This window comes from Amycolatopsis solani, from assembly GCF_033441515.1.
In the GTDB taxonomy this organism is placed as follows: domain Bacteria; phylum Actinomycetota; class Actinomycetes; order Mycobacteriales; family Pseudonocardiaceae; genus Amycolatopsis; species Amycolatopsis solani.
On sequence record NZ_JAWQJT010000004.1, the window covers coordinates 299,773 to 322,633 of the forward strand.

Consider the following 22,861-nt stretch of genomic DNA (forward strand, 5'->3'; position numbering starts at 1 on the left):
AAGGACCCGCCCGTGCGGATCGACCTCGGCGCCCACGACTGGACCCTGCGCGCCTGCGGCCCCCTCAACCACGTCCCCATCGAGCTGGCCCGGCGGCTGGCCGAGGGGATCCCGGCCTCGGTGCCGGGCACCGTGCACACCGACCTGCTCGCGGCCGGGCTGATCCCCGACCCCTACCTCGACCGCAACGAGGCGGACCTGCAGTGGATCGGGCTCACCGGCTGGCGTTACGAAACGACGTTCGACCGCCCCGCGGCCCTGGGCACGGCCGAGCTGGTCTTCGACGGCCTCGACACGATCGCCGAGATCGAGCTCAACCACCGCGTACTCGCCGAAACCCGCAACATGCACCGCTCGTACCGCATCCCGGTGACCGACCTGCTCGCCGACGGCAACACCCTCGCCGTCACGTTCAGCTCGGCGGTCCGCTACGCGCGGGCCGAACGGGCGCGGCTGGGCGACCTGCCCAACCTGGGCAACGACGAGCCCGCCAACTTCATCCGCAAGATGGCCTGCAACTTCGGGTGGGACTGGGGGCCGAAGCTGGTCACCGCGGGGCTGTGGAAGACGGCGTCGATCGAGGTCTGGGACGTCGGTCGGCTGCGGCAGGTGCGGGTGGCCGCCGGCGGCGACGGCGTCGTGGTCGTGCACGCCGAAGTCGAAGGCCGGGACGATCTCGTGCTGCGGGCGCGCGTCGCCGACGTCGAGGTGTCCGGCCCGGCGTCGGCCCCGCTCCGGGCGGGGGTCCCGGATCCGCGGCTGTGGTGGCCGCACAGCCTGGGTGACCAGCCGCTCTACCCGCTCACCGTCACCTTGGAAACCGCGGACGGGTCCATAGTGGACACCTGGGCGCGCGAGATCGGCTTCCGGACCGTCGAACTCGACACCGACGGCGGCGCGTTCACCTTCCGCGTCAACGGCGTTCCACTGTTCGTCCGCGGCGCCAACTGGATCCCCGACGACTGCTTCCCGCACCGCGTCGACGCGGCTCGTTACGACCGGCGGGTCCGCCAGGCCGTCGAAGCGAACATCGACCTGCTGCGCGTGTGGGGCGGCGGGATCTACGAGAGCGACGACTTCTACGCCGCGTGCGACCGGCAGGGAGTGCTGGTGTGGCAGGACTTCCTGTTCGCCTGCGCCGGCTACCCGGAGGAAGAGCCGCTGCGGCGCGAGGTGGAAGCCGAGGCGCGGGAGGCCGTCGTCCGGCTCGCGCCGCACCCGTCGCTGGCGCTGTGGTGCGGCAACAACGAGAACTACCTCGGCTGGTTCCACTGGGGCTGGCGGGAAAGCCTCGCCGGCCGTGAGTGGGGTGCGGGCTACTACGAGGACCTGCTGCCGTCGATCGTGTCCGAACTGGACCCGTCCCGGCCTTACGTTCCCGGCAGCCCGTGGTCGGGCGATCCGGAGCGCGACGCCCTGGACGACGACCACGGCTGCGTGCACATCTGGGACGTCTGGAACGAGCGGGACTACAGCGCCTACCTCGAGCGCGTCCCGCGGTTCGTGTCCGAGTTCGGCTGGCAGGCGCCGCCCACGTGGGCCACGCTCACCGCGGCCGTCCACGACGTCCCGCTGACTCCGGAGTCGCCGGGCATCCTGCACCACCAGAAAGCGGCCGACGGCAACGGAAAGCTCGCCCGCGGGCTCGCGCACCACTTCCCGGCGCCGGAATCGGTGGCGGACTGGCACTACCTCACGCAGGTGACGCAGGCCCGCGCGATCCGCACGGGCATCGAGCACTTCCGCAGCCACCGGCCGCGGTGCACGGGCACGATCGTCTGGCAGCTCAACGACTGCTGGCCGGTGACGTCCTGGAGCGCGATCGACGGCGCCGAACGCCGCAAGCCGCTGTGGTACGCGTTGCGGGACGCGTATGCGGATCGGCTGATCACCCTGCAGGAGCGGGGAGCCGTCCTGGTCAACGACTCGGCGTCACCGTGGGAGACAACGGTGGAGCTGCGGCGGATGACCGTGGACGGGGAGATCCTCGCGAAGACCAGCCAAAGCGTGCGGGTTCCGCCGCGGGCCGCGGTGGTGCTGCCCGTGGGAGACGTCGGAGTTGCTTCGGACGCGCGTCGCGAGCTGCTCGTCGCGGACACGGGCGCCGAGCGGGCCATCCGGTTCCTCGCCGACGACCTCGACATCGACTACCCGGAGCCGCGGTTCGAGACGCGGGTCGAGCGCACGGCGACCGGCTACGCCATCACGGTCACCGCGCGCTCGGTGCTCCGCGATCTGGCGGTCTTCCCCGACCGGCTGGCTCCGGACGCGGAGGCCGACCAGTGCCTGCTGACGTTGCTGCCGGGGGACCACGCCACCATCCGAGTCACCACGCGGTACGCGCTCGACCCGGAGCAGCTCGTGACGCGGCCGGTGCTGCGCTGCCTCAACGACGTCGGCTGACGACGAAAGCGGTCGCGGGCAGCTCGCCCGCGACCGCCTTCCCGGCCGGGTTCAGCCGCGCTGCATCTCCGCGAGCACCAGCACGCGCCCGTCGAAGTACGTGCGCTGGATGGCCGCGTTCGTGTTGCTGCCCTGCAGGTACTCCGACCACTCCATGAAGTACGTCCACTTCGGCTGCGACGCCAGCAGCTCCGGGGACGGGATGGTGCCCGTCTCGCCCAGGGCGATCGGCTTGCCGTGGGAGACGTTCAGCATCGCCTGGTAGTCCGACGCCGACGAGTTCGCTTTCATCCACACGTCCAGCGCGGCCACGTCGACGTAGTTGTCGCCGGGGTAGAAGCTCGCGATCGACCCCATGTTGACGTCCTTGACCGCCCAGTTCCACACGATGCTGGTCAGCCCCTGGCCGACGAAGTAGTCATGGGTGATCCGGTAAAGCCCGGCGCTGCCGCCCAAGCCGGGGCGGCCGCCCCACCAGGCCCAGCTGTCGTTGAGCTCGTGCAGCGGGCGGAACAGCACCTGGACACCCGCGTCCTGGAGTTGCCGCAGGTACGGCACCACCTCGGCCAGCCGGGCCTTGTAGCGGTTGTTGAGGTTCGAGCCGTTCGTCATCAGCTCACTCCACTGGGCGTCGCTGAGCTTGCTCATCACCCCGGAGCTCCAGTCGCACGAACTGCCCTGCGTCGGCGGGCACATGTGCCAGGTCAGCGTGACGATCGCGCCGTTGCTCCATTCGAGCTTGGCCTGGTTGACCACCGCCTGGCGATTGGCGACGTCGGACGCGCCGAAGAAGAAGTCGCCGCCCCACAGGCCGGGGTACTGGCCGGTGATGTCGTGGACCTTCCCGGTGTAGTACGCGGGCTGGCTCGCGGGCTCCTTGTTGTGCTGCCCGGCGATCGTGTACTGGCCGGAGATCTGTTTCAGGTAGTTGAGGGTGCCGCCGGCCTGCGGGGTGGCGACGGCCGCGGCGGGCGCCGCCATCAGGGCCGCGGCGGTGACGGCGGCCAGCACCGGGGCCAGGAATCGACGTGAACTCGGGGACACGGGTCAGCTCCTCTCCGTTGAGGGTTAAACGCTTAAGCGAGGATGCGCGGGTCTCTGAGAGCTGTCAAGGGATCTGCCTTCTACCGTGGATATCTGTCCGGCTCGCTGACAATTAAGCGATTCACCGCGTAACCGCGTGGCCTATCCCGGTTCTCGCCTCCGGCCCAGGCGGCCAGGCCCACGCACTACACACCGTCACCTTCATCGGCTCGATGAACCTGCCGTTCGGCAGCGAGCCGTTCGCCGTCAACGCCACCGGGCTCGGGACGTTCCGCGGCCTCAGCGGCGAAACCGCGGAAGCCGAGGGTCACGTCCTTACGCGCCAGCGCATAGGACGTTATACGCTGCTCGCTGCGCGAGCGGGCCGATGCGCTGATTGAGCGAATGCTTCCGAACTCACCGTCATACGCCTTCCGAAGAAGCATCCGCACTTCTCCCCCATCCGACACCCGCGGCGGACTCCGGTTCGCCTTCTACGGCCGAAGCTCGACCACCCGCCATCAAGACCGCGTGTCATCGCAAGGCTGGCAACGGGACATGGCCAACGACCTCATCGCGGGCCACGGGCGAATCATCGCCGCATACTTCGACGCCGGCACCTCACGCCGCGTCCCATGGCCACAACGAACGCACGCCGCACGCCTCATGGCCGAGATTGCCGGATCAGACAAGCCAATCGACGCAATCGTGGTCGGCGAGTACGAACGCGCTTTCACCGGCTCCCAGTTCACCACCTTGCACGCCTGGTGCGTCCAGCTGTGGCTGCCGGAAACAGGAGGTCCGGTCGATCTCGGCAACCGCGACCACCGCGCGCTGATGTCGCTGCCGGCCACTCAATCACAACGCGAAGTGCTCCGCGCTCGCCACCGCGTCCTGGCCGCGATGCACAACCAGGCCACCCAGCAGGGCCGCTACCTCGGCGGCCGACCACCCTACGACTACCAACTCGCCGACGCCGGCCCGCACCCCAACCCCGCCGACGCCCGCTGGGGCCGCCGCACGTCGATGACCGGCCCGGGGTAGGAACCCTCGTACGTCCACACGGGAGTGGGTGTCAGCTGCGAGTGCGCCCGGATGGTGCCGGCGACCTGCCGGATCGACAGCGTGGCACCGGGCTTGAGCACGGGCGGAATCGGCAGCGGATCGGCGAACTTGGCCAGATCGGTGGCGGCGCCGGACCGCCCGGCCCCGCCGGCGAGCAAGGTGACGGGGACGGCGGCGAGCCCCACGCCGAGCGCGGATCTCGTGAGGAACTGACGACGGTTGGGCATGAGCGGATCCCTCCAGAGGTGGTGAACAGCCAGATCCTGGAGGCACGTTTCGCCGTCGCTCAATCAAAAGCCCCGGAGACAGGGGTCCATCGGGGTTCACCGGCTCCGGCCACAGTGGATCGTCGGGCGGCGTCTGGGGTCCGCCTGAAGATTCCGTTCGACGCCGCATCCCACGTGGACCTGGATCCGGCGGTCACCGTCGCGGGGAAACGCCCTCCCAGGCGAACTCGAGCAGCCGGTGCGCCCCGGCCGGGTCGCCCCCGCCCGCGTGCGCGATCGACGCGACGAGAGCCATCAACTCGCCCGCGCGCAGGTCCGGGTGCGCGGCTCCCGCCGCCTGCGCGTCCTGGAGCAGGGGAACGACGGCATCGTCGGTTTTGCGGTGCCATTCGGCCACCCGGGGAGCCCCGTCGCCGCCGAGGTGGTGGGCGTCGACGAACGCGTCGCGCAGCCCGCGGCTCCGGCTGATGTGGTCGACCACGGCGCGCAGCCATGTAAGCAGCGCCACACCGGGCGGTTCGGTGACCCGCACCCGCGCGGCCAGGTCGCAAAGCGCCTGGATGCGCTCCGCGTACACCGCGTCGATGAGCTGCTGCCGGGTCGGGAAGTGCCGGTACAGGGTGGCGTTGCCCACCCCGGCCGCGCGAGCGATGTCATCCAGGGATGCCCCGGCGCCTCCGGCGTTGAACGCCTCTTCGGCGGCCGCCAGCAGGTTCCGGCGGTTGCGCAGGACGTCGGCACGCGGCCACGGTTCGGGCATCGGGCACCTCTTGCCGATACAGGGACAGTCACCGTTCCGTCCCTCCGAGGAGACACCGTGACCCGACCGTCGAGCCCGGCCGAGGTGAGCAGGGCGATCCTGGCCGCTCGCGACTTCGACACCGCGTTGATCTACATCGCGGCCGAATCGCAGGACCACGGCCACCGCGTCACCCGGGCCGACTGGCGCCGGAAGTGGGAGTGCCCGGCACCTCAACGAGCGCGGTGTCCCCTGCCCGTCCAGCGCGCATGAGGACCGGGGTCCACATCGCTCGTAACCGCCGTTCTGACGGCCGAGTGACGTGCAGAAATACCTGATCGGCCGCTAGTCCGGCGCCTAAGGCTCGTGATGATGATTGTTGTCGATAACTCGCCGTCAGGGAGGGACACGATGGCCAGATCTGGTGAGCGTGAGGACGACCAACCAGTGGAGATACTGCTGGAAGTTCGTCCTAGCTCGGTTTCCGGTGATCTTTCTCCGAGGGTGGCGGTGCCGGAAGACTTTCGCCGGCGTGCCTCCGAAATCGCCGACAGCGTGGCGCAGGTAGCGGACCGGTTCCGAGCTCGGCTCGTGCGCGTCCTAACCTCCGACAACGAGAGTCCGTGGGCAGTTGACACCATCGAAGTCGGGTTCGACATCGCTGTGCAGGCCGAAGCCGGCGTGGTGATCGCAAAGGCATCGACTGGAGCGACGCTGTCCGCAAAGTTGATATTGAAGTCCCGGCAGAGCGAGAGGTGACTATGGCGGTCGGCCGGTTGCTGGATGCTGCAACCGGCGATGAGCGCGGCACCGTCTTCGCGGTCACAGACCGTCTCGCCTTGACCGCCTTTCACTGCATCGGTGACAGGGAGACCGGCGAGATTGCATTCTCACGGCTGCGATGCGTGTGGACCGGGCACGTCAGTGACGCCACTGTCGATGATGGCGATCACCATCTCGATGTCGCCCTGCTTCGCCTCGGGCGCGCTCTGCCTGAGGGTCTCGAACCGATTCAGCTGGCCCTCGATGCCGTAGAACACACGCCGTTCGTCGCACCGGGGAGGCCAGCGGCTGTACGTGCAATGCCTGGTTTCGCTGTGTCCGGCGAGATCACCTGGGTTTCGGGGGAGCTTCCCGACGGTGCTCCCGTCATGCAGCTGGCGTGCCGGGAGTCCGCAGCAGCGTTACCACTGGCCGGAGTGAGTGGCGCGCCAGTGCTGATCGGACAGCCGGCGTGTGCGGCGGGCGTAGTCCGGTTCAACGTTCCTCGTGTGGACCAGCCAGAGCTCGCCGCTGGTGCCGCCGTCTTCGCCACACCGGCCACTCAGGTGCTGCGCCGCTGGCCGTCGCTGCCCTCGGCCGACGGCGACGACCCGACGAGCCTGCTCGCGTTGGTCAGGCGCCTCGCCACCCGCGACGATGACCGAACCGATGCGCAGGTCCGCGGCGATGTCACGCGGTTGCTGCGGGCGAGCAGCCTGGGACTTCCTGCGCACGAGTTCGGCGGGGCGAAGGGGCCGATCGAGACCGCGACGGGCACTGCCGTCTTCGTTGTGCGGCGGGACCTGCGGGATGACGCCGCGGAAAACGCTGCGAGGCGGCAGCTTGCCAAGTCTCTCGCCGCGCACGACGATGAAGCCGAACGTCGATGGATTGGAGTGATGACCGATGGCTTCGAATGGCGAGTCTACCGCCGTCTCGGCGGCAAGCTCCATGCCGTCCAGGCCACCATGGAGGTTAGTTACGGCAAACCGGACGTCGACAAGGTACTGGCATGGCTCGAATCCATACTTGCCAGCGGGAACGAGGTAGAACCGACGCCCAGGGAGATCGTTCGGAGGCTGGGAGCCGACAGCCCTTCATATGCCATCGACTCCACGGAACTGCGCGCGATCTACGCACGACATCGAAACATGCCCGAAGTCAGGGTGAAGCGAGCGTTGTGGGCTAAACTGCTCACTACGGCTTCCGGCACTCACTTCAGTGACGACGACGCACTCTTTATCGATCACACACTTTTGGTTCTGATGGCGGAGGTCATCGGTCACGCCGTGGTGGGCTTCGACCCGATGGATCCCGCGCTCACCGCCGCGGCGATCACCTCCGGTGAGCTCTTCACCCAAGCACAGATCGGGGGTGTGATCGAGGCTGACTTCTTCGACTGGGTGGTCGAGGTGCCCGGTGGCAGCCGGTTCGTCAAGGACCTGGCGCGTCGACTGACCCGCTTCTCATGGCAGCATGTCGAGCACGACGTGATGAAGGTTCTGTACGAGTCGATCATTCCCGCGGACGTTCGGCACCTGCTCGGTGAGTACTACACCCCGGATTGGCTCGCCGAAAGCATCGTTGACGAATGCGTGCAGCACCCGCTCGACGAGCGCGTGCTCGACGCGAGCTGCGGCAGCGGCACCTTCCTATTCCATGCCGTCCGCCACTATATCTCAGCTGCGGAGGCTGCCGGCACCGGTGGACCTGCTGTTGTCCGTGCGGTGACCGAGCACGTCGTGGGCTTCGATGTGCATCCGGTCGCGGTGACGCTCGCGCGCGTCACCTACCTCCTCGCGATCGGACCCCGCCGCCTGCAGCACGGGGGGCGCCCCGCGTTCGCCGTGCCGGTGTACCTTGCGGACTCACTGCGGTGGGGACAGGAGACCTCGTTGTGGTCGGACGACAACCTCACCATTCCCGCTGAACTTGACCATTCGACATTTGTCTCGGACGCTACTTTTGCTGATCCTGCGGTTCGGATGTTCAGTTTCCCTGACCGGATCGTCGCGAGTGCGGACCTGTTCGACCGCCTTGTCGCCGAGCTGGCCGATCGCGCCACCGACCGGGTACGCGGGGCACCAGTGCCGTCGCTCGCTGGACTTTTCCGGCGACTCGATATCGACGACATCGACGAGCGCGCGATGCTGAAGCAGACCTTCCGAGTCATGTGCGAACTGCACGACGAGAAGCTGGACCACATCTGGGGCTATTACATCCGCAACGTTGCCCGGCCTGATTGGCTGAAGCGCCCGGACAACCGGGTGGACGTGCTCGTCGGCAATCCGCCGTGGTTGTCCTACCGGCACATGACCGGACCTCAGAAAGCCACGTTTCGCGCCATGAGCGTCGATCGATCGTTGTGGGTGGGAGGAAGCCATGCCACCAACCAAGATCTCTCCGCGCTATTTGTCGCGCGGTGTATCGAGCAATACCTCCGGCCCGGAGGCCGCTTCGGGTACGTTATGCCGTGGGATGTCCTGCCACGGAAAATCCATAGCCGTAGCGCCTACGAAGGGTTCCGCAAAGGGAACTATTCCGCGCCGACCGAAGGCGTGACGGTCGCCTTCGAACGCCCATGGGACTTACACCTCGTTAAGCCCTCGTTCTTCCCCGTTCCTGCATGTGTTGCGTTCGGCACGCGCCGGAACGCGGCGAACAATGTCCCGCTCATCCAGAAACCGCAAGTGTGGGCCGGACGCCTGAGCCTAAACGGGGCATCTCGCGACGAGGTCCTAGCCGGTATCTCGCGCTACGTCGGCGAACCGGTGCGTACGACGACTGCCTCTCCATACATGGGCCGGTTCGCACAGGGAGCCACCGTGGTGCCCAACATGTTGTTCCTCGTCGAAGAGATGGACAGCGGACCACTCGGCTCCGGCGCCGGCCGCATAACGGTTCGAAGCCGTCGCAGCCCGAACGAGAAACCGCCATGGAAACACCTTCCTGCAATGACCGGTGTCGTTGAGCAGGATTTCGTTCGGCCCCTATACCGAGGCGACAGCATTCTACCATTCCGCGGCGCGTCGAGCGTCAGCGCAGTGATCCCCTGGAGTGGCAATCGGCTTCTCGACGGTAACGATGATCAGCTCGACACCTATCCAGGACTTGCCCAGTGGTGGCGAGCGGCCGAGAAAATTTGGGAACGGCACCGAAAAAGCAACCGACTGAGCCTCGCGGAACAGCTCGACTATCGAAACAAACTGTCACACCAGTTACCGGCGACAAAGTATCGGGTGGTCTATGCCGCCAGTGGCATGTATTCCGCCGCCGCAGTGGTAACTGACGATAAGGTCATTATCGAGCACCAGTTGTACTGGGGTTCGGCCGCGGATATCGACGAAGCCCGCTTCCTGACCGCATTTCTCAATTCGGAAACCCTCACGACGGCTGTTCGACCGCTACAACCACGCGGAGAGCACAATCCACGACACTTCGACAAATCCGTGTTTCAGCTACCCATACCTTTGTACGACCCCACCGACGAGGTGCACCGTCGGCTTGTGGAACTGGCCGAACAGGCGGAGAGAATCTCCGCCGATGTCCCCCTCCCCGCGAAGCGGTTCGAGACGCAGCGCAACGTGATCCGACAGGCTCTGACTCACCAGGGCGTGGCGATAGAAATTGACTCAATCGTTAAAGAACTGTTCGCTTAGGTCGACTGGGCGAGTCGCCATCGAACATCGCGGCCATGCGGAATCATTGCCGCGCTCCTGCCGTGCACTTACAAGTACCTGGCCGACCTTGCATCGCCAACCACAACACTTGTTATTGCAGCAATGGACTATCCAGGTGACAGACCGAACCAAGGGACCCTCTTTGCTACCCATCACGGCCCATCTCGGCCCCGTCACAACTATGGCCGCTTTCAGGGGGTCTTGAGTAGAAATGACGTCCCACACGGGGCCGACCTCCAGGAAGCAGATCGCTGGACCTCAGATTAGAGAGCCAACAGCGGCGACACTCAGGCAAACCGGGATATTTAGGCAGTCATGTTTCACCGTCGGCACCAGCACCTGGAGTCGAACCCTAGATCGCGATCCAACCTTCCTTCCAATATGGAAGCCAATATAAATCAGGTCTAGTCACATAGCTGCGCAATTTTGCGCGATCAGCAGAAGGAATTGCTACCGACGAGTTACTGACCTGCCACGCCACCACTTCTCGGCTTACAAGGTATTCTTTACTAATCTTATCGACGAATTTTCGAAGCGAGTCAGAAGAATTGGCAAATGCTGCACCCGCAACCTCTCGGGCAACAGAAGCGTCAAGGACCCGGACGCCGGAATCGAAGGCTTGACCCTGTCCGACCGCCCGGCCCCGCACGCCGCGGAGAACGACGTCATCGTGCGGGTGCACGCAGCCGGTTTCACGCCCGGCGAGCTGGAGTGGCCAGGTACCTGGACCGACCGGGCGGGCCGCGATCGGACACCCAGCGTGCCCGGGCACGAGCTGTCGGGCGTCGTCACCGAGCTCGGCTACGGCACCACCGGTCTCACGGTCGGGCAGCGCGTCTTCGGGCTCGCCGACTGGGCCCGCGACGGCTCGCTCGCCGAGTTCACGGCCGTCGAGGCTCGCAACCTCGCGCCACTGCCAGCCGACGTCGACCACGCCGTCGGCGCCGCGCTGCCGATCTCCGGGTTGACGGCGTGGCAGGCGTTGTTCGACCACGGCCGCCTTCAGGCCGGGCAGACGGTGCTGATCCACGGCGCGGCAGGCGCAGTCGGCTCGATCGCGGTGCAGCTGGCGAAACGGGCCGGCGCGACGGTGATCGGCACTGGCCGCGCCCGCCACCGCGACGTCGCCCTCGACCTGGGCGCCGCCGCGTTCGTGGACCTGGAAAACGACAAGCTGGAAGACGTCGGCGAAGTCGACGTGGTGCTCTACGTGTTCGGCGAGGAGATCGGCAAGCGATCCGCCGGCCTGGTGCGCGCGGGTGGCACGCTGGTCACCATCGCCGCCCCGCCGGACTTCGAGCCGCGATTCGGACGATCGGTCTTCTTCGTCGTGGAACCGGACCGGGCCGGCCTCGCCCAGCTCGCCGCGCTCGTCCGCGAAGGCAGCCTGCGCGTACTGATCGGGTCACGCCATTCGCTGGAGGAGACGCCGAAGGCATTCAGCACCGGACGGCAGGGTGGCGGGAAACCGATCGTCGTGGTCGACGGGTCCTAGGCGCAGCCACGGAAGCGCCGACCGGGTCGCCACACGTCGCGACCCGGTCCACGGCTGGTGCCAAGGGACTGCGACCTTCACAGGGACGCCGATCCGGTCACCCACAACGAGCTCGTGCGGATCGCGGGACGCAACGAGATCAATCCGGACGATACGGGCTCCGCCATGTCGAGCTGAAGGCCATCCGTCAGTTGCGGCCAAGCCCCCCGGTCACGTCGATGCCCGGCGGGATTGCCGCGAATCCGACTGCGGACGCAGCCAGATTGGTCGGCGTCGATGGACTCCATCGGTCGCCCGGGTGCATCAGCACCCCATCACCATCATCGGACCTACAGGGGGCCGGCCGAACTACACGGAATTACTGACCGACCCGCTGCCCGGACGACGGCTCAAGCGACTTCGATCCCACGCACACGAGCGCAAATGACGTCACCAACCTTTACAGCGGTGCCGTGCGGAGGTCGCAGGCCGCGCTGGACCTGGTGTCGGCACCGGCAAGGTCTCGCCTGCACTCGGGCGCCGTCACGAGCCATCGAGTCGCTCGCGCTGCTTGCCCGTCGGACGGTCAGGTGCGACGGCGGGCGGTCGTCTCCAGCACGTCGCCGATGACGCGGAAGGCCCGGGCGATGTCCGCGCGCTGCCGGCCCGTCAGCGCCTCGACGACTTCCGATTCGAGGGCCAGGCGCCGCGGCATGGCCTGGTCGACAGCGGCCGCGCCGGCGTCGCTGATCGTGACGAGGAAGCTCCGTTTGTCCACCGGGTTCGCCGCGCGGACCACCAGGCCCCGGCGTTCCAGTTTCGTCAACGCCTTGCTCAATGCCGCTGCGGACTTTCCCATGGTCTGGGCCAGCCTGCGGGCGATGACCGGCTCCGGCGCGTGCCTGAGGTGGAACAGGACGTCGAACTCGGCGGAGTTGATCGACGAAGTCTCGAAGACCGGTTCGAGCAGCAGTTCCAGCATGGCGTGGGCGTGCTTGAGCCCGCCGAAGAGCGCCATCGAAGCCAGGTCGAGGTCCGGACGTTCGGTGCGCCACTGGTCCCAGGCGACCGCGACACCCTCGCCGTTGGCCATGTTCCCTCACTTCGTCAACCGGTGTACTACGCCTCACCGTATCGCTTGCGAAACGAGGATGCCCGAGCGTGCCCGCGCAGTCGTGCTACGGTCAGATAGTCAACCGGTTGACAACCGAGTTCCAAATGGCGCGATCGTCCGTGGAGGCACCGCATGAAATCAGCTCGACCAAGCTTGGCGACGGTGGCCATCGCGGGCACGCTGGCGCTGACCGCGTGTTCGGATAGCTCGACCACCATGACCGCCACCTCGACCCCGGCAGCGTGCCCGGTCGGCCCCGGCGTCGGCGGTGGCCCGCCTGCGGGCGCGTCGCTGCCCTCCGGGAAGCTCGTCGTGCCTGTGGACACCAGCACCAGCACCGTGCTCGACGCGGCCACCGCGCCGCAGATCCGGTGCGGCCGGGTGCAGGTCGACACGAAGACCGACATCGTCTACGCGGCCCCGGCGCTGCCCGACGGCCGGAACAAGCAGCTGGCAATGGACGTCCAGACGCCGCGGACGCCGGGACCGAAGCCCCTTGTCGTGTACGTGCCCGGCGGCGGGTTCGTGCAGTCGGCCAAGGAGGGCAACCTCCTGCTGCGCACCTACGCGGCGGAGGCCGGGTACGTGGTGGCGAGCATCCAGTACCGGACCCAGCCCGACGGCGCGACCTACGCCGACAGCATCGCCGACGTGAAGTCCGCGATCCGCTACCTCGAGGCCCACGCTTCGACCTACGGGATCGCCCCCGGCCAGGTCGGAGTCTGGGGCGACTCGGCGGGCGGCTACCTGGCGGCGATGGTCGGCGTGACCACCGGCAACCGGAGCTACGACGTCGGCGAGAACCTCGACCAGACCAGTGACGTCCAGGCCATCGTGGACAAATTCGGCGCTTCCGATCTGTCCCGGCTGGCCTCCGACTTCGACGCGGCTTCCCAGCAGGCGATGGCCGGGATGCTGGCCATCGCGGCTAAGTACGTGAGCGGGCCGGACAGCTCCCAGTCGCTCGCCGACAACCCGGCCGGCGTGGCCGCGGCGAACCCGGTCACCCATATCAAGGCCGGCGCTCCGCCGTTCGTCCTCTTCCACGGCAACGCCGACACGCTGATCTCCCCCAGCCAGACTCTCCTGCTGCACAACGCCTTGCGCGCCGCGGGTGTGCCCAGCACGCGCTACGTCGTCGACGGCGGCGGCCACGGCGACCTCGCCTTCACCGGGGACACCAAGGCCGCGGCGGTCTGGACCACCACCACGGTCGCCGACCCGCTGATCGGCTTCCTGAACGCCACCCTGAGGAAGTGAACGCTCGTGACACCGGGCAGCTGACCAGCGCCTCGCCGCCCTCCGAGAAGGGCGGCGAGGTTTCTTCAGGAGTGGACGTCTTCGCTGCGGAAGGTGCGCCGGTACGCCTGCGGGGAGACACCCAGTTCGGCGTTGAGGTGCTGGCGCAGCGACGTGGCCGTCGCGAAACCGACATCGGCGGCAATGAACGGCGGGGCCGGCCGGCAGCGGCAGCAATGGATCGGACAGCACTGCACCGAGGTCGACCCGGCTGCCTACGGCGGGCAAGCCCAGCAGCAGGTGGGACCGATGGGTGCACAAACCCTCTACGAGTGCCACGCCGGTCCACGGTCACCTGGCTCCCGACGCTGCCGGTACCCGATCCACACTCGGCGTAGCGGCGGTGGGGCTCGCCGCGCCGGAGCACCGGAAACCGCGGCCCGCCCGCCAACGGTCCCTCCTTGACCAGCACGACCACGGCCCTCGTCTTCCTCGGCGCCATCGTCGGCCCGCTACCTCACCGACCGGCTCGTGCAGAGGCGCCACGACAGCCTGTTCCCGTGGGGCACCTTCACCGTCGACCTGGCCGGCACCGGGCTCTGCGGCGTGCTCACCACCTACAGCACGTTCAGCTACGAAACGCTGCGGCTGGTCGACTCTCGGCCGGCTCCGGTCCACGGCGGCGTCGCCCGGAAGCGGGTGCGCAGCTCACCCAGGCCGTCGATGCGACTGGTCAGTACATCGGCCGCGGTGAGGTAACGCGGCGGCGTGCGGCGGTTGCCGACCCCCGCCGGGGTGCCGGTGAAGATCAGGTCCCCCGGCAGGAGCGGGCACACCGCCGACAGCCGGGCGACCAGCTCCGGGACGCCGAAGATCATGTCCGCGAGCGAGGCCTGCTGGACCACCTCGTCGTTGAGCAGGCACGTGATCGCGGCATCGGGGGCGACCTCGGTGACCAGCTTCGGACCGATCGGGCCGAAGCCGGGAAACGACTTGGCCAGCGAGAACTGCGGCGGCTTCCCGAGCGCCTGGACCCGCCGCTCCGACAGGTCCTGACCCACCGTGTACCCGGCGACGTGGTCGAGCGCGCGTGTCTCGGCGATCCGGTGCCCGCCCCGCCCGATCACCGCGACCAGCTCGACTTCCCAGTCGACGCGGTCGCCGGGCAGCTCGATGGTCTCCTGTGGACCGGCGATGCAGGTCGGGAACTTGGTGAAGACCAACGGGTCGGCCGGTGGCTCGAACCCGGCTTCGGCCGCGTGCGGCGGGTAGTTGAGTGCCACGGCGAAGACCTGGCGGGGCCGCGGGACCGGCGGGCCCAGCAACGCGGGATCGAAGGGGCTTCCGGCCGGCGCGGACCGCGCCCACGCCGTGAAGGCCGCCCAGTTCTCCAGGACGGCCATCGGGTCGGGGCCGAAGCCACCGGCGTCGAAGACGTCCAGTGCCCGGTCGCCGGTGATCAGGACGGCGCGGCCGCCGAGGTTGGCCAGGCGCATCACCGCGCCCACGGCGTGCCGTACGCGTCTTCCCACGAGACGACCCGGTTGCGCAGCACGCCGAGCTTCTCGATCTCGGCCTCGACGACGTCGCCCGGCTTGAGGTAGTTCGCGAACGGGTCCTCGGTGCTCGCGGCGACCCCGGCGACCGTGCCGGTCGTGATCAGGTCGCCCGCGCTGTAGACCTGCGGTGAGTGGTACGCGACCAGCTCCGGGATCGTGAGAGACATCCGGCCGGTGTTCGACTTCTGTCGCACCTGGCCGTTCACCCGCAGCTCCATGTCCAGGTCGTGCGGGTCGCCGACCTCGTCGGCGGTGACGATGTACGGGCCGATCGGGCAGAACGTGTCGATCGCCTTGGAAAAGGAGAAGACGCCCGACTCCATCTCACGGCGCTGGATGTCACGGGCGGTGATGTCGTTGAAGACCAGGTACCCGGCGATGTGCTCGGCCGCCTGCTCGGCGGTGAAGAACTTGCCGGGCTTCCCGATCACCACGGCCATTTCCAGCTCGTAGTCCAGCTCGTTCGTCAGGTGCGACGGGTACACGACCGGATCACCGGGTCCGATGATCGCGTCGACGTTCTGGAAGAACACGATGCCCTTGTTGACCGGGTGCGACCAGTTGACGCGCGCGAGGTCGTCGTGGTGCTCGCGGAAGTTCCCGGCCGTGTGGAAGAACTTCTTCGGCACGATCGGGGCGCGCAGGCGCACCTCGGACGTGCGGAAGCGGCGCCCGGTCTCGGGCACGCTCCCGCCGCGTTCGAAGAACTCGCGCGCCGAGGCGGTGTCGAGTTCCAGGACGAGGTCGTCGGCGAGACGGCCGACCAGGCCGTCGTCGAAGGTCACGAGCTTCACGGCTGCTCCACGGGGACGGTGACTCGGAAGACGCGCAGCTGCAGCGCCAGCGTCGCGTAGTAGCCCACCAGCGTGGTCAGCTCGACGGCCACGCCGTTGCCAATGGTCGGCACGGTCTCGGCGTAGGTCACGTCGTCGACGTCGCCGTCCAGCAGAGCCATCACGAACCGCAGGGCCGCCGTCTCCGCGGGATCGAGACCGTCGAGACCGTCGAGGTGGGCCTCGGTGACCCCGGCGGCGCGGGCGGCGGGCTCGTGCGCGTACCGCTCGAACGCGCAGTCCCAGCGCGCCGCGACGGCCAGGATCGCCAGCTCGCGCACCCGATCGGTCAGCGCGGTTTCGTACCGCACGGCCGCGCCCAGCCGCTGCAGCGCCTCGCCGACCGGCGGGGAGAACAGCATGGCGTTGAACGGCCCGGTCAGCGAATCGTCGGCGTCGATGAGCGGGAACGGGCCGCCCGTCCGGGGGCCACCGGCGATGGCCTCGTACAGCTCGCGCTGGTCGGCGGACAGGTCGGCCGGGGTCAGCCGGGGCAGTCGTGTCATGCCCCGATTGCAGCAGCGCGGCCCGCAAGCAAGCGTGGACCTGCCATTGAATGGAACGTCCGTTCCTGATCGGCAGCGGACGCGCTTAGCGTCGCCGTCAGGTCGAGAGCGAGGAGCGGGAGTGGACTGGCTGGGTCTGCGGGGCAAGCGTGCGCTGGTGGCCGGGGCGGGCGGGATCGGCGCCGCGGCCGCCCTCGCGCTGGCCGATGCCGGAGCCGACGTGGTCGTCGCCGACCGCGACCCCCGGCGGCTCGGCGAACTGGGCCTGCGCACCCTCGAAGCCGACTTGACCGACGCCGACGGCGCCCGGGACTGCGTCACCCGCGCCGACGAACTGCTCGGCGGCCTCGACGTGTTCGTCCACGCGGTCGGCGTCAACGACCGGCGTCCGGTCCTCGGCACCCCGGACGACGTCTGGCGCGCGATCACCTCGGTCAACCTCGACAGCGCGTTCTGGACCGGCCGGGCCGCGGGCGAGCTGATGGTCGCCCGCGGGTACGGCCGGATCGTCTACCTGTCCTCGGTGTCCGGCCTGCTCGCCCACCCGCACCACGCGCCCTACGCGGCCACGAAGGGCGCGGTCAACCAGCTCGCCAGGGTGATGGCGCGCGAGTGGGCCGCGTCCGGCGTCACGGTCAACGCCGTCGCGCCCGGCTACACCGAGACCGGCCTGACCCACGACCACCTCGAAAAGCCCGGCGTCCGCGACGGCCTCACCGCGTTGGTGCCCACCGGGCGGCTCGGCACCCCGGCCGACCTGACCGGCCCGATCCTGTTCCTCTGCTCCGGCCAAGCCGCCTTCGTCACGGGACACGTCCTGTACGCCGACGGCGGCCGCACCCTCGTCTGAAGGAGAACTTCGTGCGCTTCACCGGCAAGACCGTCCTCGTCACCGGCGCCGGCACCGGGTTCGGCGCCGAGATCGCCGTGCGCGCCGCCGCCGAGGGCGCCGACGTAGCCGTGCACTACCGCGGCTCGCGCGCGGGTGCCGAACGCACCGCGGCGCGCGTCGAAGAGCTGGGCCGCAAGGCGTTCCTCGTCCAGGCCGACATCTCGGAACACACGCAGATCCGGCGGATGGCCGACGAGGCGTGGAGCCATTTCGGCCGGGTCGACGTCGCGATCAACAACGTCGGCGACGTCGCCCGCGAACAGATGTCGTGGCGGGACCTCACCGAGGAGTCCGTCGACCACGTCCTGGCCGTCGACATCAAGGGCACGCTGCTGTGCACGCACGAGTTCGGCGACCGCATGCTGGCCCAGGGCGGCGGCGCGATCGTGAACATCGGCTCGACCGTCGTCGCCCGGGGCAGCGCCCGTGCCCCGCAGTACGCGGCGGCGAAGGCCGGGATCATCGGCCTGACCAAGTCCTACGCGCACGCTTTCGCCCCCACCGTGCGGGTGAACGTCTTCGCCCCCGGCTTCATCGAAACCGAAGCCACGCTCGGCCGGGAGGACTGGCGCACCGGCCGCGCGGAGAAGCTGCGCGACGCGACCCCGATGGGGCGGATCCCGAAACCCGAAGAGCTGGCCGGAGCCGCGTTGTTCCTGGCCACCGCGGACGCCGGGCACATCACCGGCGGTTTCCTGGTCGCCGACGGCGGTTACACCATGCTGGGGGCATGATGACTTCCCGAGTGTTCTTCACGGGCGGCCGCGTCTTCGACGGCAGCGGTTCCCCGGCGGTCCCCGACGACGTCGTCGTCCGCGGCGACCGGATCGAGCACGTGGGCCCCGGCGCCGAACCGGCGCCGGACGACCGCGTGGTCGACTGCCGAGGAGCGACGGTCATGCCGGGCCTGGTCGAGTCGCACTGCCACCTGACGTTCCCGTCGGCGGTCGGGCACCTCGACCCGTCGTTCAACCCGCCGGTCGACGTCAGCTTCTTCCACCACCTGCCGACCCCGGACGAGCACCTCGCGCTCGCCGAACGCAATGCCCGGATCCTCCTCGACCACGGGTTCACCAGCGCCTACTCGGCGGGGTCGTTGACGCCGGTGCCCACCGAAGTGCGGCTGCGCGACCGGATCGCCGCCGGGCTGGCGGCCGGGCCGCGGATGCGGGCCGCCTCCTTCGAACGCGACAACAACCCCGTCCGGATGGGTCCGGACGGGCCCACCCCGCAGGAAACCGGGCCCGACGCCGTCCGCGCGTTCATCCGAGAACAGGCCGAGCTCGGCTTCGACAGCGTGAAGCTGCTGATGAGCAACGACGACGTCTTCTTCGAGGGCGGCTCGATGGTCACGCAGTACAGCGCGGAGGAGGCGAACGCGGCCGGCGAGCAGGCGCGCGAGTCCGGTGTGTGGCTCAACTGCCACGCCCAGGCACCCGAGTCGATCAAGCTGGCCGTGCGGGCCGGGTTCCGCTCGATCTACCACTGCTCCTACGCCGACCCCGAAGCCATCGACCTGCTGGAGGAGCACAAGGACTCGATCTTCCTCTCCCCCGCCGTCGGCATCATGTGGGCCAACGTCCACGAAGGCGCCGAATTCGGCATCGACGCCGAGAAGACCGGCTCGGTGAAGTCACTGGCGGCGATGGAGCAGCTCTACCCGGAACTGCGTAAACGCGGTCTGCGGGTGCTGCCCGGCGGCGACTACGGTTTCCCGAACAACCCCATCGGCCGCAACGCCCGCGACCTGGACCTGTTCGTCCGGCTCTTCGGCTACTCCCCCGCCGAAGCGTTGCGAGCCACCACTTTCCACGGCGGCCAGGTGATGGACCTGCCGGTGGGGCTGCTGACCGAGGGCTACCTCGCCGACGTCCTCGTGGTCCGCGGCGACCCGACGTCGGACGTCACGCTGCTGCAGGACCCGGCCAACCTCGAGGTGATCATGCAGGGCGGCCGCTTCCACAAGGCCGGCGCGTGATCTACCGCGAAGTCCCGGGCTTCCGGCCTCTGGAGCTGGACGTGTCCGAGCCGGACGACCCGGTCGCGACGATCCTCTCCCTGCACGGCGGCGGCTGGCGGCGCGGGTCCCGGCTGACCCCGCTGCCCGGGTTCGAGCATCTCACCGAGGAGCTGGTGAACCAGGGCTTCCGGGTCGCCGCGGCCGACTACCGGCTCAGCGGAGAAGCGACCTTCCCCGCGCCGCTGGAGGACGTGCGGGCCGCCATCGAGTTCGTCCGTGACGAAAAGCCGCTGTTCGTCTGGGGCGAGTCGGCGGGCGCGCACCTCGGCGTGCTCGCGGCCCTCACCGGGTCTGCAGTGGACGCCGTGGTGGCGTGGTTCCCGCCGACCGACCTGCTCGGCCTGACCGGTGACGTCTCCCGCGAAGCGGCCCTGCTGGGGGCGCCGCCGGAGTCGGTGCCGGACCTGGCGCGCGCGGCGAGCCCGCTGACGCACGCCCACGCCGGCGCGCCGCCGATCCTGCTGGTGCACGGCGAGGACGACGACCTCGTGCCCGCCTCGCAGAGCGTCCGGCTCGCGGAAGCCTTGCGCGAGGCGGGCGCGCCGGTCGAGCTGCACCTGGTCCCCGGCGCCCGCCACCGCTGGGCGGGCGCCGATCCCGCGGCCGTCGTGGCCACGTCGGTCAGGTTCCTGCGGGACGCACCGACTCGATGATCAGGTCCAGCGCCCGCCCCACCTCGTCGATCGCGGGCGGCAGGTTGAGGAACCCGTGCAGCAACGACGGCACCACGACGTGCCGCACGTCCACCCCGGCTCCGGCCAGCTGCCCGGCGAACACCTGCCCGGAGACACGCAGGTCGTCGTACTCCGCGGTCAGCACCAGCGTCGGGCACAGGCCCTCCAGCATCGCCAGCCCCGGCATCGCGTAGCCGTCCGCGCGGCTCACCGGCCCGCCGAGGTAGTTCTCGGTCGTGGCCCGCACCGCGGCCGGCGGGAAGTGCAGGATCGGGGGCACCTCCGTCATCCGGGCGACCAGCGACGCCGGCAGCGACGGCAACTGCGGGTGCAGCACCGGGTAGACCAGCGCCAGCGCCGCGGGCAGCCAGCCGTCGTCGTCACGCAGGCGCAGCGCCGCGCCGGCCGACAGGTTGCCGCCCGCGCTCGCGCCGCCCGCACTGATCCGGCCGACACCCAGGTCGCCGGCGTGGTCGCGCACCCACCGCAGGGCCGCGACGACGTCGTCGTGCGGCACCGGGTAGGAGACCGGCCCCACGGCCAGCCGGTAGTCGACGCTGACCACCACGATCCCGGCGCGGTGGGCGAGTTCACGGGCCACCCGGTCGGCTTCCCGCATGTCCAGGTCGCCCATCCGGAACGCGCCGCCGTGCAGCCACACCAGGCACGGCGCGCTCTCCTGATCGCCACTGCGGTAGATCCGCACCGGCACCGGACCGTGCGGCCCGGGCACCTGCGCGTCCACGGTGGACACTTCGGGGACGACGTCGGGCACCGGCGGCCGCTCGAACTCCGCGAAGGCCGGGTCGGCGAGCAGCTCGCCGAACGAAGAAAAACCCTCCAGCAGCGGGAACTTGGCCGCCAGCAACGGGTGGACGGGCATCAGACGTGCCTTTCGGGGACGCGGGCGGTGTGCCCGATCGGGAACAGCGGGTCTGCGGTGCCGCCCGGCCGGTCCTCCGGGTGGGCTTCGACCGCGGTCATCGACGACGGCAGCTCGATCGGCAGCCGTCCCTCGGCCCGCGCGTGGCCGAAGACGACGTCGAGAACGGCGTCGTCGGCCGCCCCGAAGTCGGCCAGCAGCGCGGCGGCCCGTCCGGCGAGCTCGGGCACGACGGCGGCCCGGTCGAGGAAGACGTCCACCACGGTCGGCACCGCGTCGGCCAGCGCGAGCAGGTGCTCGCGGCGGTCGTCCGGCAGGTCGAGCCGGCCCTGGTGGAAGAACGCTTCGGGCAGGCGCGACCGAGGCTCGTACGGGGTGCCGATCCGCACCACCGCGGCATCGGCCTCGGCCACACTGTCCACAACGGACCCGTAGCGACCGGCCACCCCGGGATCGATCCCTTCGACGTACAGCCGGATCCCGGGCTCGAGCGGCAGTGCCCCGGCGAGCAGGACCATCGACCGGCGTTGCGCCTCGGCTCCGGCGGCGGCGAAATCGGCCCGGCCCACGGTGGTCACCGCGTGGTCTTCGTCGACATACGGATTTTCGAACAACCCGAGCCGGACCATCAACGCCAGCACCCGGCCGGCGGACTCGTCGAGCCGCGCCTCCGGCAGCCGGCCCGCCTCGACCAGCCCGACGACGACGTCCGGGCACCACTCGCCGCCGAACTGGTCGACCCCCGCGTCGAGCAGCCGCAGCACGCGCTCCTCGACGGTCAGGTCCTCGGCGCCCCAGGCACGGGCGGGCCAGACGGAACCGTCCGGCAAGGTCGCGTCGGTGAGCAGCCCGAAGTCCGTGCACACCAGGCCGTCGAAGCCTTCGTCACGCCGGAGCTGGCCGGCGATGACCTCGCGATCGAAGGCGAACCCGACCTCGGCCAGCCCCGGGACACCGACCGGGCGGCCGTAGTACGGCATCACCGCCGCCGCCCCGGCCCGCAGCGCCGGGCGGAACACCGCACGGTGCTCCTCGTAGCGCCCGTCCGGGTAGACCTGGTCCTTGCCGGACGCGAAGTGGGCATCCTCGCCGCCGGCCTGCGGACCCGCGCCCGGCCAGTGCTTGACCATGGCCGCGACCGAGTCCGGCCCGAGGTCCGTCCCTTGCAGCCCCTCGACGTAGGCGGCCGCCAGCCGGGCCACGAGCGCCGGGTTCGCGCCGAACGTCCCGGAGGTGCGGCACCACCGCGGTTCGGTCGCGAGGTCGGCCATCGGGTGCAACGCCAGCCGGATCCCGACCGCGGTGTACTCGGCGCGGACGACCTCGGCGAACGCGCGGACAGCGGCTTCGTCGGCCAGCGCCCCGAAACCGAGCGGTTCGGGCCAGCGCGAACAGCCGCCCGACGGCACCGACGTCAGCGGGTTCTCGTTCGCCGAGTGCCGCGGATCGGACGACACCAGCACCGGGATCCCCAGCCGGCTGCCCGCCGCGAGTCCCTGGACGTCGTTGTGCCAGCGGGCAAGAGGCCCCGCCGAGACCGGCGCCATCAGCGACAGGCAGCGGACGTGCCGGTGCCGCACGACTTCCGTCGTCGGTGCGGTGGGCAACGGCCCGGCCGATGCCTCGACGAACCCGCCGTCGGGCGTCACGGCGACCGGGGCATGGAAGAGCAGCCCGGCCTTCTCCGGCACGGTCATCCGGCCGAGCAGGTCATGGACGCGCTCCCCGGGCGGCCGTCCCGGGTCCTGGTAGGGATGCATGCGGCCGA

Annotated in this window: 20 protein-coding genes; 11 read left to right on the forward strand and 9 right to left on the reverse strand. The window is 69.4% G+C overall.

The genetic code is table 11. The features are described from left to right. The first annotated feature begins 12 nt into the window (after window positions 1-12). Window positions 13-2,403 carry a glycoside hydrolase family 2 protein gene (locus SD460_RS45505; protein WP_290050022.1) on the forward strand — a complete coding sequence of 797 codons (2,391 nt, stop codon included), beginning with the start codon at window positions 13-15 and terminating at the stop codon, window positions 2,401-2,403. Window positions 2,404-2,454: 51 nt separating this feature from the next. Here SD460_RS45505 and SD460_RS45510 read toward each other — a convergent pair whose 3' ends face one another. Both SD460_RS45510 and SD460_RS45515 read right to left on the reverse strand, forming a co-directional pair. Then, a complete protein-coding gene (locus tag SD460_RS45510; RefSeq protein WP_290050024.1) occupies window positions 2,455-3,447 on the reverse strand; it encodes a glycoside hydrolase family 26 protein in 993 nt (330 codons plus the stop codon). A gap of 185 nt (window positions 3,448-3,632) precedes the next feature. Next, complete coding sequence (locus tag SD460_RS45515) at window positions 3,633-3,872, reverse strand: hypothetical protein (protein ID WP_290050026.1); 240 nt, start codon at window positions 3,870-3,872, stop codon at window positions 3,633-3,635. Between the two features lie 112 nt (window positions 3,873-3,984). Here SD460_RS45515 and SD460_RS45520 point away from each other — a divergent pair, with 112 nt between their 5' ends. Then, window positions 3,985-4,470, forward strand: a complete 486-nt coding sequence (locus SD460_RS45520) for a hypothetical protein (RefSeq protein ID WP_290050027.1) — start codon at window positions 3,985-3,987, stop codon at window positions 4,468-4,470. Window positions 4,471-4,911: 441 nt separating this feature from the next. On the opposite strand, the gene SD460_RS45525 is transcribed toward SD460_RS45520, so the two are convergent. Further along, complete coding sequence (locus SD460_RS45525) at window positions 4,912-5,478, reverse strand: TetR/AcrR family transcriptional regulator (RefSeq protein WP_290050028.1); 567 nt, start codon at window positions 5,476-5,478, stop codon at window positions 4,912-4,914. 57 nt (window positions 5,479-5,535) lie between these two features. Here SD460_RS45525 and SD460_RS45530 point away from each other — a divergent pair, with 57 nt between their 5' ends. The 4 genes from SD460_RS45530 (at window position 5,536) to SD460_RS45545 (ending at window position 11,394) form a co-directional block, all read left to right on the forward strand. Next, window positions 5,536-5,730, forward strand: coding sequence for a hypothetical protein (locus SD460_RS45530; RefSeq protein WP_290050029.1), 195 nt, complete (start codon window positions 5,536-5,538; stop codon window positions 5,728-5,730). A 138-nt stretch (window positions 5,731-5,868) separates the two neighbouring features. Next, complete coding sequence (locus tag SD460_RS45535; RefSeq protein WP_290050031.1) at window positions 5,869-6,216, forward strand: CU044_2847 family protein; 348 nt, start codon at window positions 5,869-5,871, stop codon at window positions 6,214-6,216. Between the two features lie 2 nt (window positions 6,217-6,218). Then, window positions 6,219-9,878 (forward strand): S1 family peptidase, encoded by a 3,660-nt coding sequence (locus SD460_RS45540; protein WP_290050033.1) that lies wholly within the window; start codon window positions 6,219-6,221, stop codon window positions 9,876-9,878. Between the two features lie 640 nt (window positions 9,879-10,518). Then, window positions 10,519-11,394: an NADP-dependent oxidoreductase gene (locus tag SD460_RS45545; RefSeq protein WP_290050034.1), complete on the forward strand. Its 876-nt coding sequence runs from the start codon at window positions 10,519-10,521 to the stop codon at window positions 11,392-11,394. Between the two features lie 565 nt (window positions 11,395-11,959). Here SD460_RS45545 and SD460_RS45550 read toward each other — a convergent pair. Beyond that, the gene (locus SD460_RS45550) at window positions 11,960-12,466 is read right to left on the reverse strand and encodes a MarR family winged helix-turn-helix transcriptional regulator (RefSeq protein WP_290050036.1); all 507 of its coding nucleotides are present in this window, start codon (window positions 12,464-12,466) and stop codon (window positions 11,960-11,962) included. Window positions 12,467-12,649: 183 nt separating this feature from the next. Here SD460_RS45550 and SD460_RS45555 point away from each other — a divergent pair, with 183 nt between their 5' ends. After that, entirely contained in the window at window positions 12,650-13,747 is a 1,098-nt protein-coding gene (locus tag SD460_RS45555) for an alpha/beta hydrolase (protein ID WP_290050038.1), read from the forward strand. A 611-nt stretch (window positions 13,748-14,358) separates the two neighbouring features. On the opposite strand, the gene SD460_RS45565 is transcribed toward SD460_RS45555, so the two are convergent. From SD460_RS45565 to SD460_RS45575, 3 genes are read right to left on the reverse strand one after another with little or no spacing between them, the layout of a single operon-like run. Continuing rightward, a complete protein-coding gene (locus SD460_RS45565; RefSeq protein WP_290050040.1) occupies window positions 14,359-15,258 on the reverse strand; it encodes a fumarylacetoacetate hydrolase family protein in 900 nt (299 codons plus the stop codon). Next, a complete protein-coding gene (locus SD460_RS45570) occupies window positions 15,222-16,079 on the reverse strand; it encodes a fumarylacetoacetate hydrolase family protein (RefSeq protein WP_290050042.1) in 858 nt (285 codons plus the stop codon). Before SD460_RS45570 ends, SD460_RS45565 begins: the two co-directional genes overlap by 37 nt. Further along, window positions 16,076-16,624 carry a carboxymuconolactone decarboxylase family protein gene (locus SD460_RS45575; protein WP_290050043.1) on the reverse strand — a complete coding sequence of 183 codons (549 nt, stop codon included), beginning with the start codon at window positions 16,622-16,624 and terminating at the stop codon, window positions 16,076-16,078. The genes SD460_RS45570 and SD460_RS45575 overlap by 4 nt, the downstream gene beginning before the upstream one ends. A 121-nt stretch (window positions 16,625-16,745) precedes the next feature. Here SD460_RS45575 and SD460_RS45580 point away from each other — a divergent pair, with 121 nt between their 5' ends. From SD460_RS45580 to SD460_RS45595, 4 genes are read left to right on the forward strand one after another with little or no spacing between them, the layout of a single operon-like run. Continuing rightward, window positions 16,746-17,474 (forward strand): SDR family NAD(P)-dependent oxidoreductase, encoded by a 729-nt coding sequence (locus tag SD460_RS45580; RefSeq protein ID WP_290050044.1) that lies wholly within the window; start codon window positions 16,746-16,748, stop codon window positions 17,472-17,474. A gap of 11 nt (window positions 17,475-17,485) precedes the next feature. Continuing rightward, entirely contained in the window at window positions 17,486-18,250 is a 765-nt protein-coding gene (locus SD460_RS45585; RefSeq protein WP_318307749.1) for an SDR family NAD(P)-dependent oxidoreductase, read from the forward strand. Continuing rightward, window positions 18,247-19,494, forward strand: a complete 1,248-nt coding sequence (locus tag SD460_RS45590) for an amidohydrolase family protein (RefSeq protein WP_290050046.1) — start codon at window positions 18,247-18,249, stop codon at window positions 19,492-19,494. The genes SD460_RS45585 and SD460_RS45590 overlap by 4 nt, the downstream gene beginning before the upstream one ends. Next, window positions 19,491-20,189: an alpha/beta hydrolase fold domain-containing protein gene (locus SD460_RS45595; protein ID WP_318307750.1), complete on the forward strand. Its 699-nt coding sequence runs from the start codon at window positions 19,491-19,493 to the stop codon at window positions 20,187-20,189. Before SD460_RS45590 ends, SD460_RS45595 begins: the two co-directional genes overlap by 4 nt. Here the strand turns inward: SD460_RS45595 and SD460_RS45600 are convergent. Together SD460_RS45600 and SD460_RS45605 are read right to left on the reverse strand one after the other, a co-directional pair. After that, complete coding sequence (locus SD460_RS45600; protein WP_290050049.1) at window positions 20,158-21,093, reverse strand: alpha/beta hydrolase; 936 nt, start codon at window positions 21,091-21,093, stop codon at window positions 20,158-20,160. The genes SD460_RS45595 and SD460_RS45600 overlap by 32 nt on opposite strands. Further along, window positions 21,093-22,853, reverse strand: a complete 1,761-nt coding sequence (locus SD460_RS45605) for a glycoside hydrolase family 3 protein (RefSeq protein ID WP_290050051.1) — start codon at window positions 22,851-22,853, stop codon at window positions 21,093-21,095. The genes SD460_RS45600 and SD460_RS45605 overlap by 1 nt, the downstream gene beginning before the upstream one ends. Between the last annotated feature and the right edge of the window lie 8 nt (window positions 22,854-22,861).

What these genes read in the sequence shown, in the direction of transcription:
- SD460_RS45550 (WP_290050036.1), bottom strand. Translation starts at nt 12,466, where the DNA reads ATGGCCAACGGCGAGGGTGTCGCGGTCGCCTGGGACCAGTGGCGCACC.
- SD460_RS45575 (WP_290050043.1), bottom strand. Translation starts at nt 16,624, where the DNA reads ATGACACGACTGCCCCGGCTGACCCCGGCCGACCTGTCCGCCGACCAG.
- SD460_RS45520 (WP_290050027.1), top strand. Translation starts at nt 3,985, where the DNA reads ATGGCCAACGACCTCATCGCGGGCCACGGGCGAATCATCGCCGCATAC.
- SD460_RS45600 (WP_290050049.1), bottom strand. Translation starts at nt 21,093, where the DNA reads ATGCCCGTCCACCCGTTGCTGGCGGCCAAGTTCCCGCTGCTGGAGGGT.
- SD460_RS45590 (WP_290050046.1), top strand. Translation starts at nt 18,247, where the DNA reads ATGATGACTTCCCGAGTGTTCTTCACGGGCGGCCGCGTCTTCGACGGC.
- SD460_RS45515 (WP_290050026.1), bottom strand. Translation starts at nt 3,872, where the DNA reads ATGCTTCTTCGGAAGGCGTATGACGGTGAGTTCGGAAGCATTCGCTCA.
- SD460_RS45535 (WP_290050031.1), top strand. Translation starts at nt 5,869, where the DNA reads ATGGCCAGATCTGGTGAGCGTGAGGACGACCAACCAGTGGAGATACTG.
- SD460_RS45525 (WP_290050028.1), bottom strand. Translation starts at nt 5,478, where the DNA reads ATGCCCGAACCGTGGCCGCGTGCCGACGTCCTGCGCAACCGCCGGAAC.
- SD460_RS45605 (WP_290050051.1), bottom strand. Translation starts at nt 22,853, where the DNA reads ATGCATCCCTACCAGGACCCGGGACGGCCGCCCGGGGAGCGCGTCCAT.
- SD460_RS45540 (WP_290050033.1), top strand. Translation starts at nt 6,219, where the DNA reads ATGGCGGTCGGCCGGTTGCTGGATGCTGCAACCGGCGATGAGCGCGGC.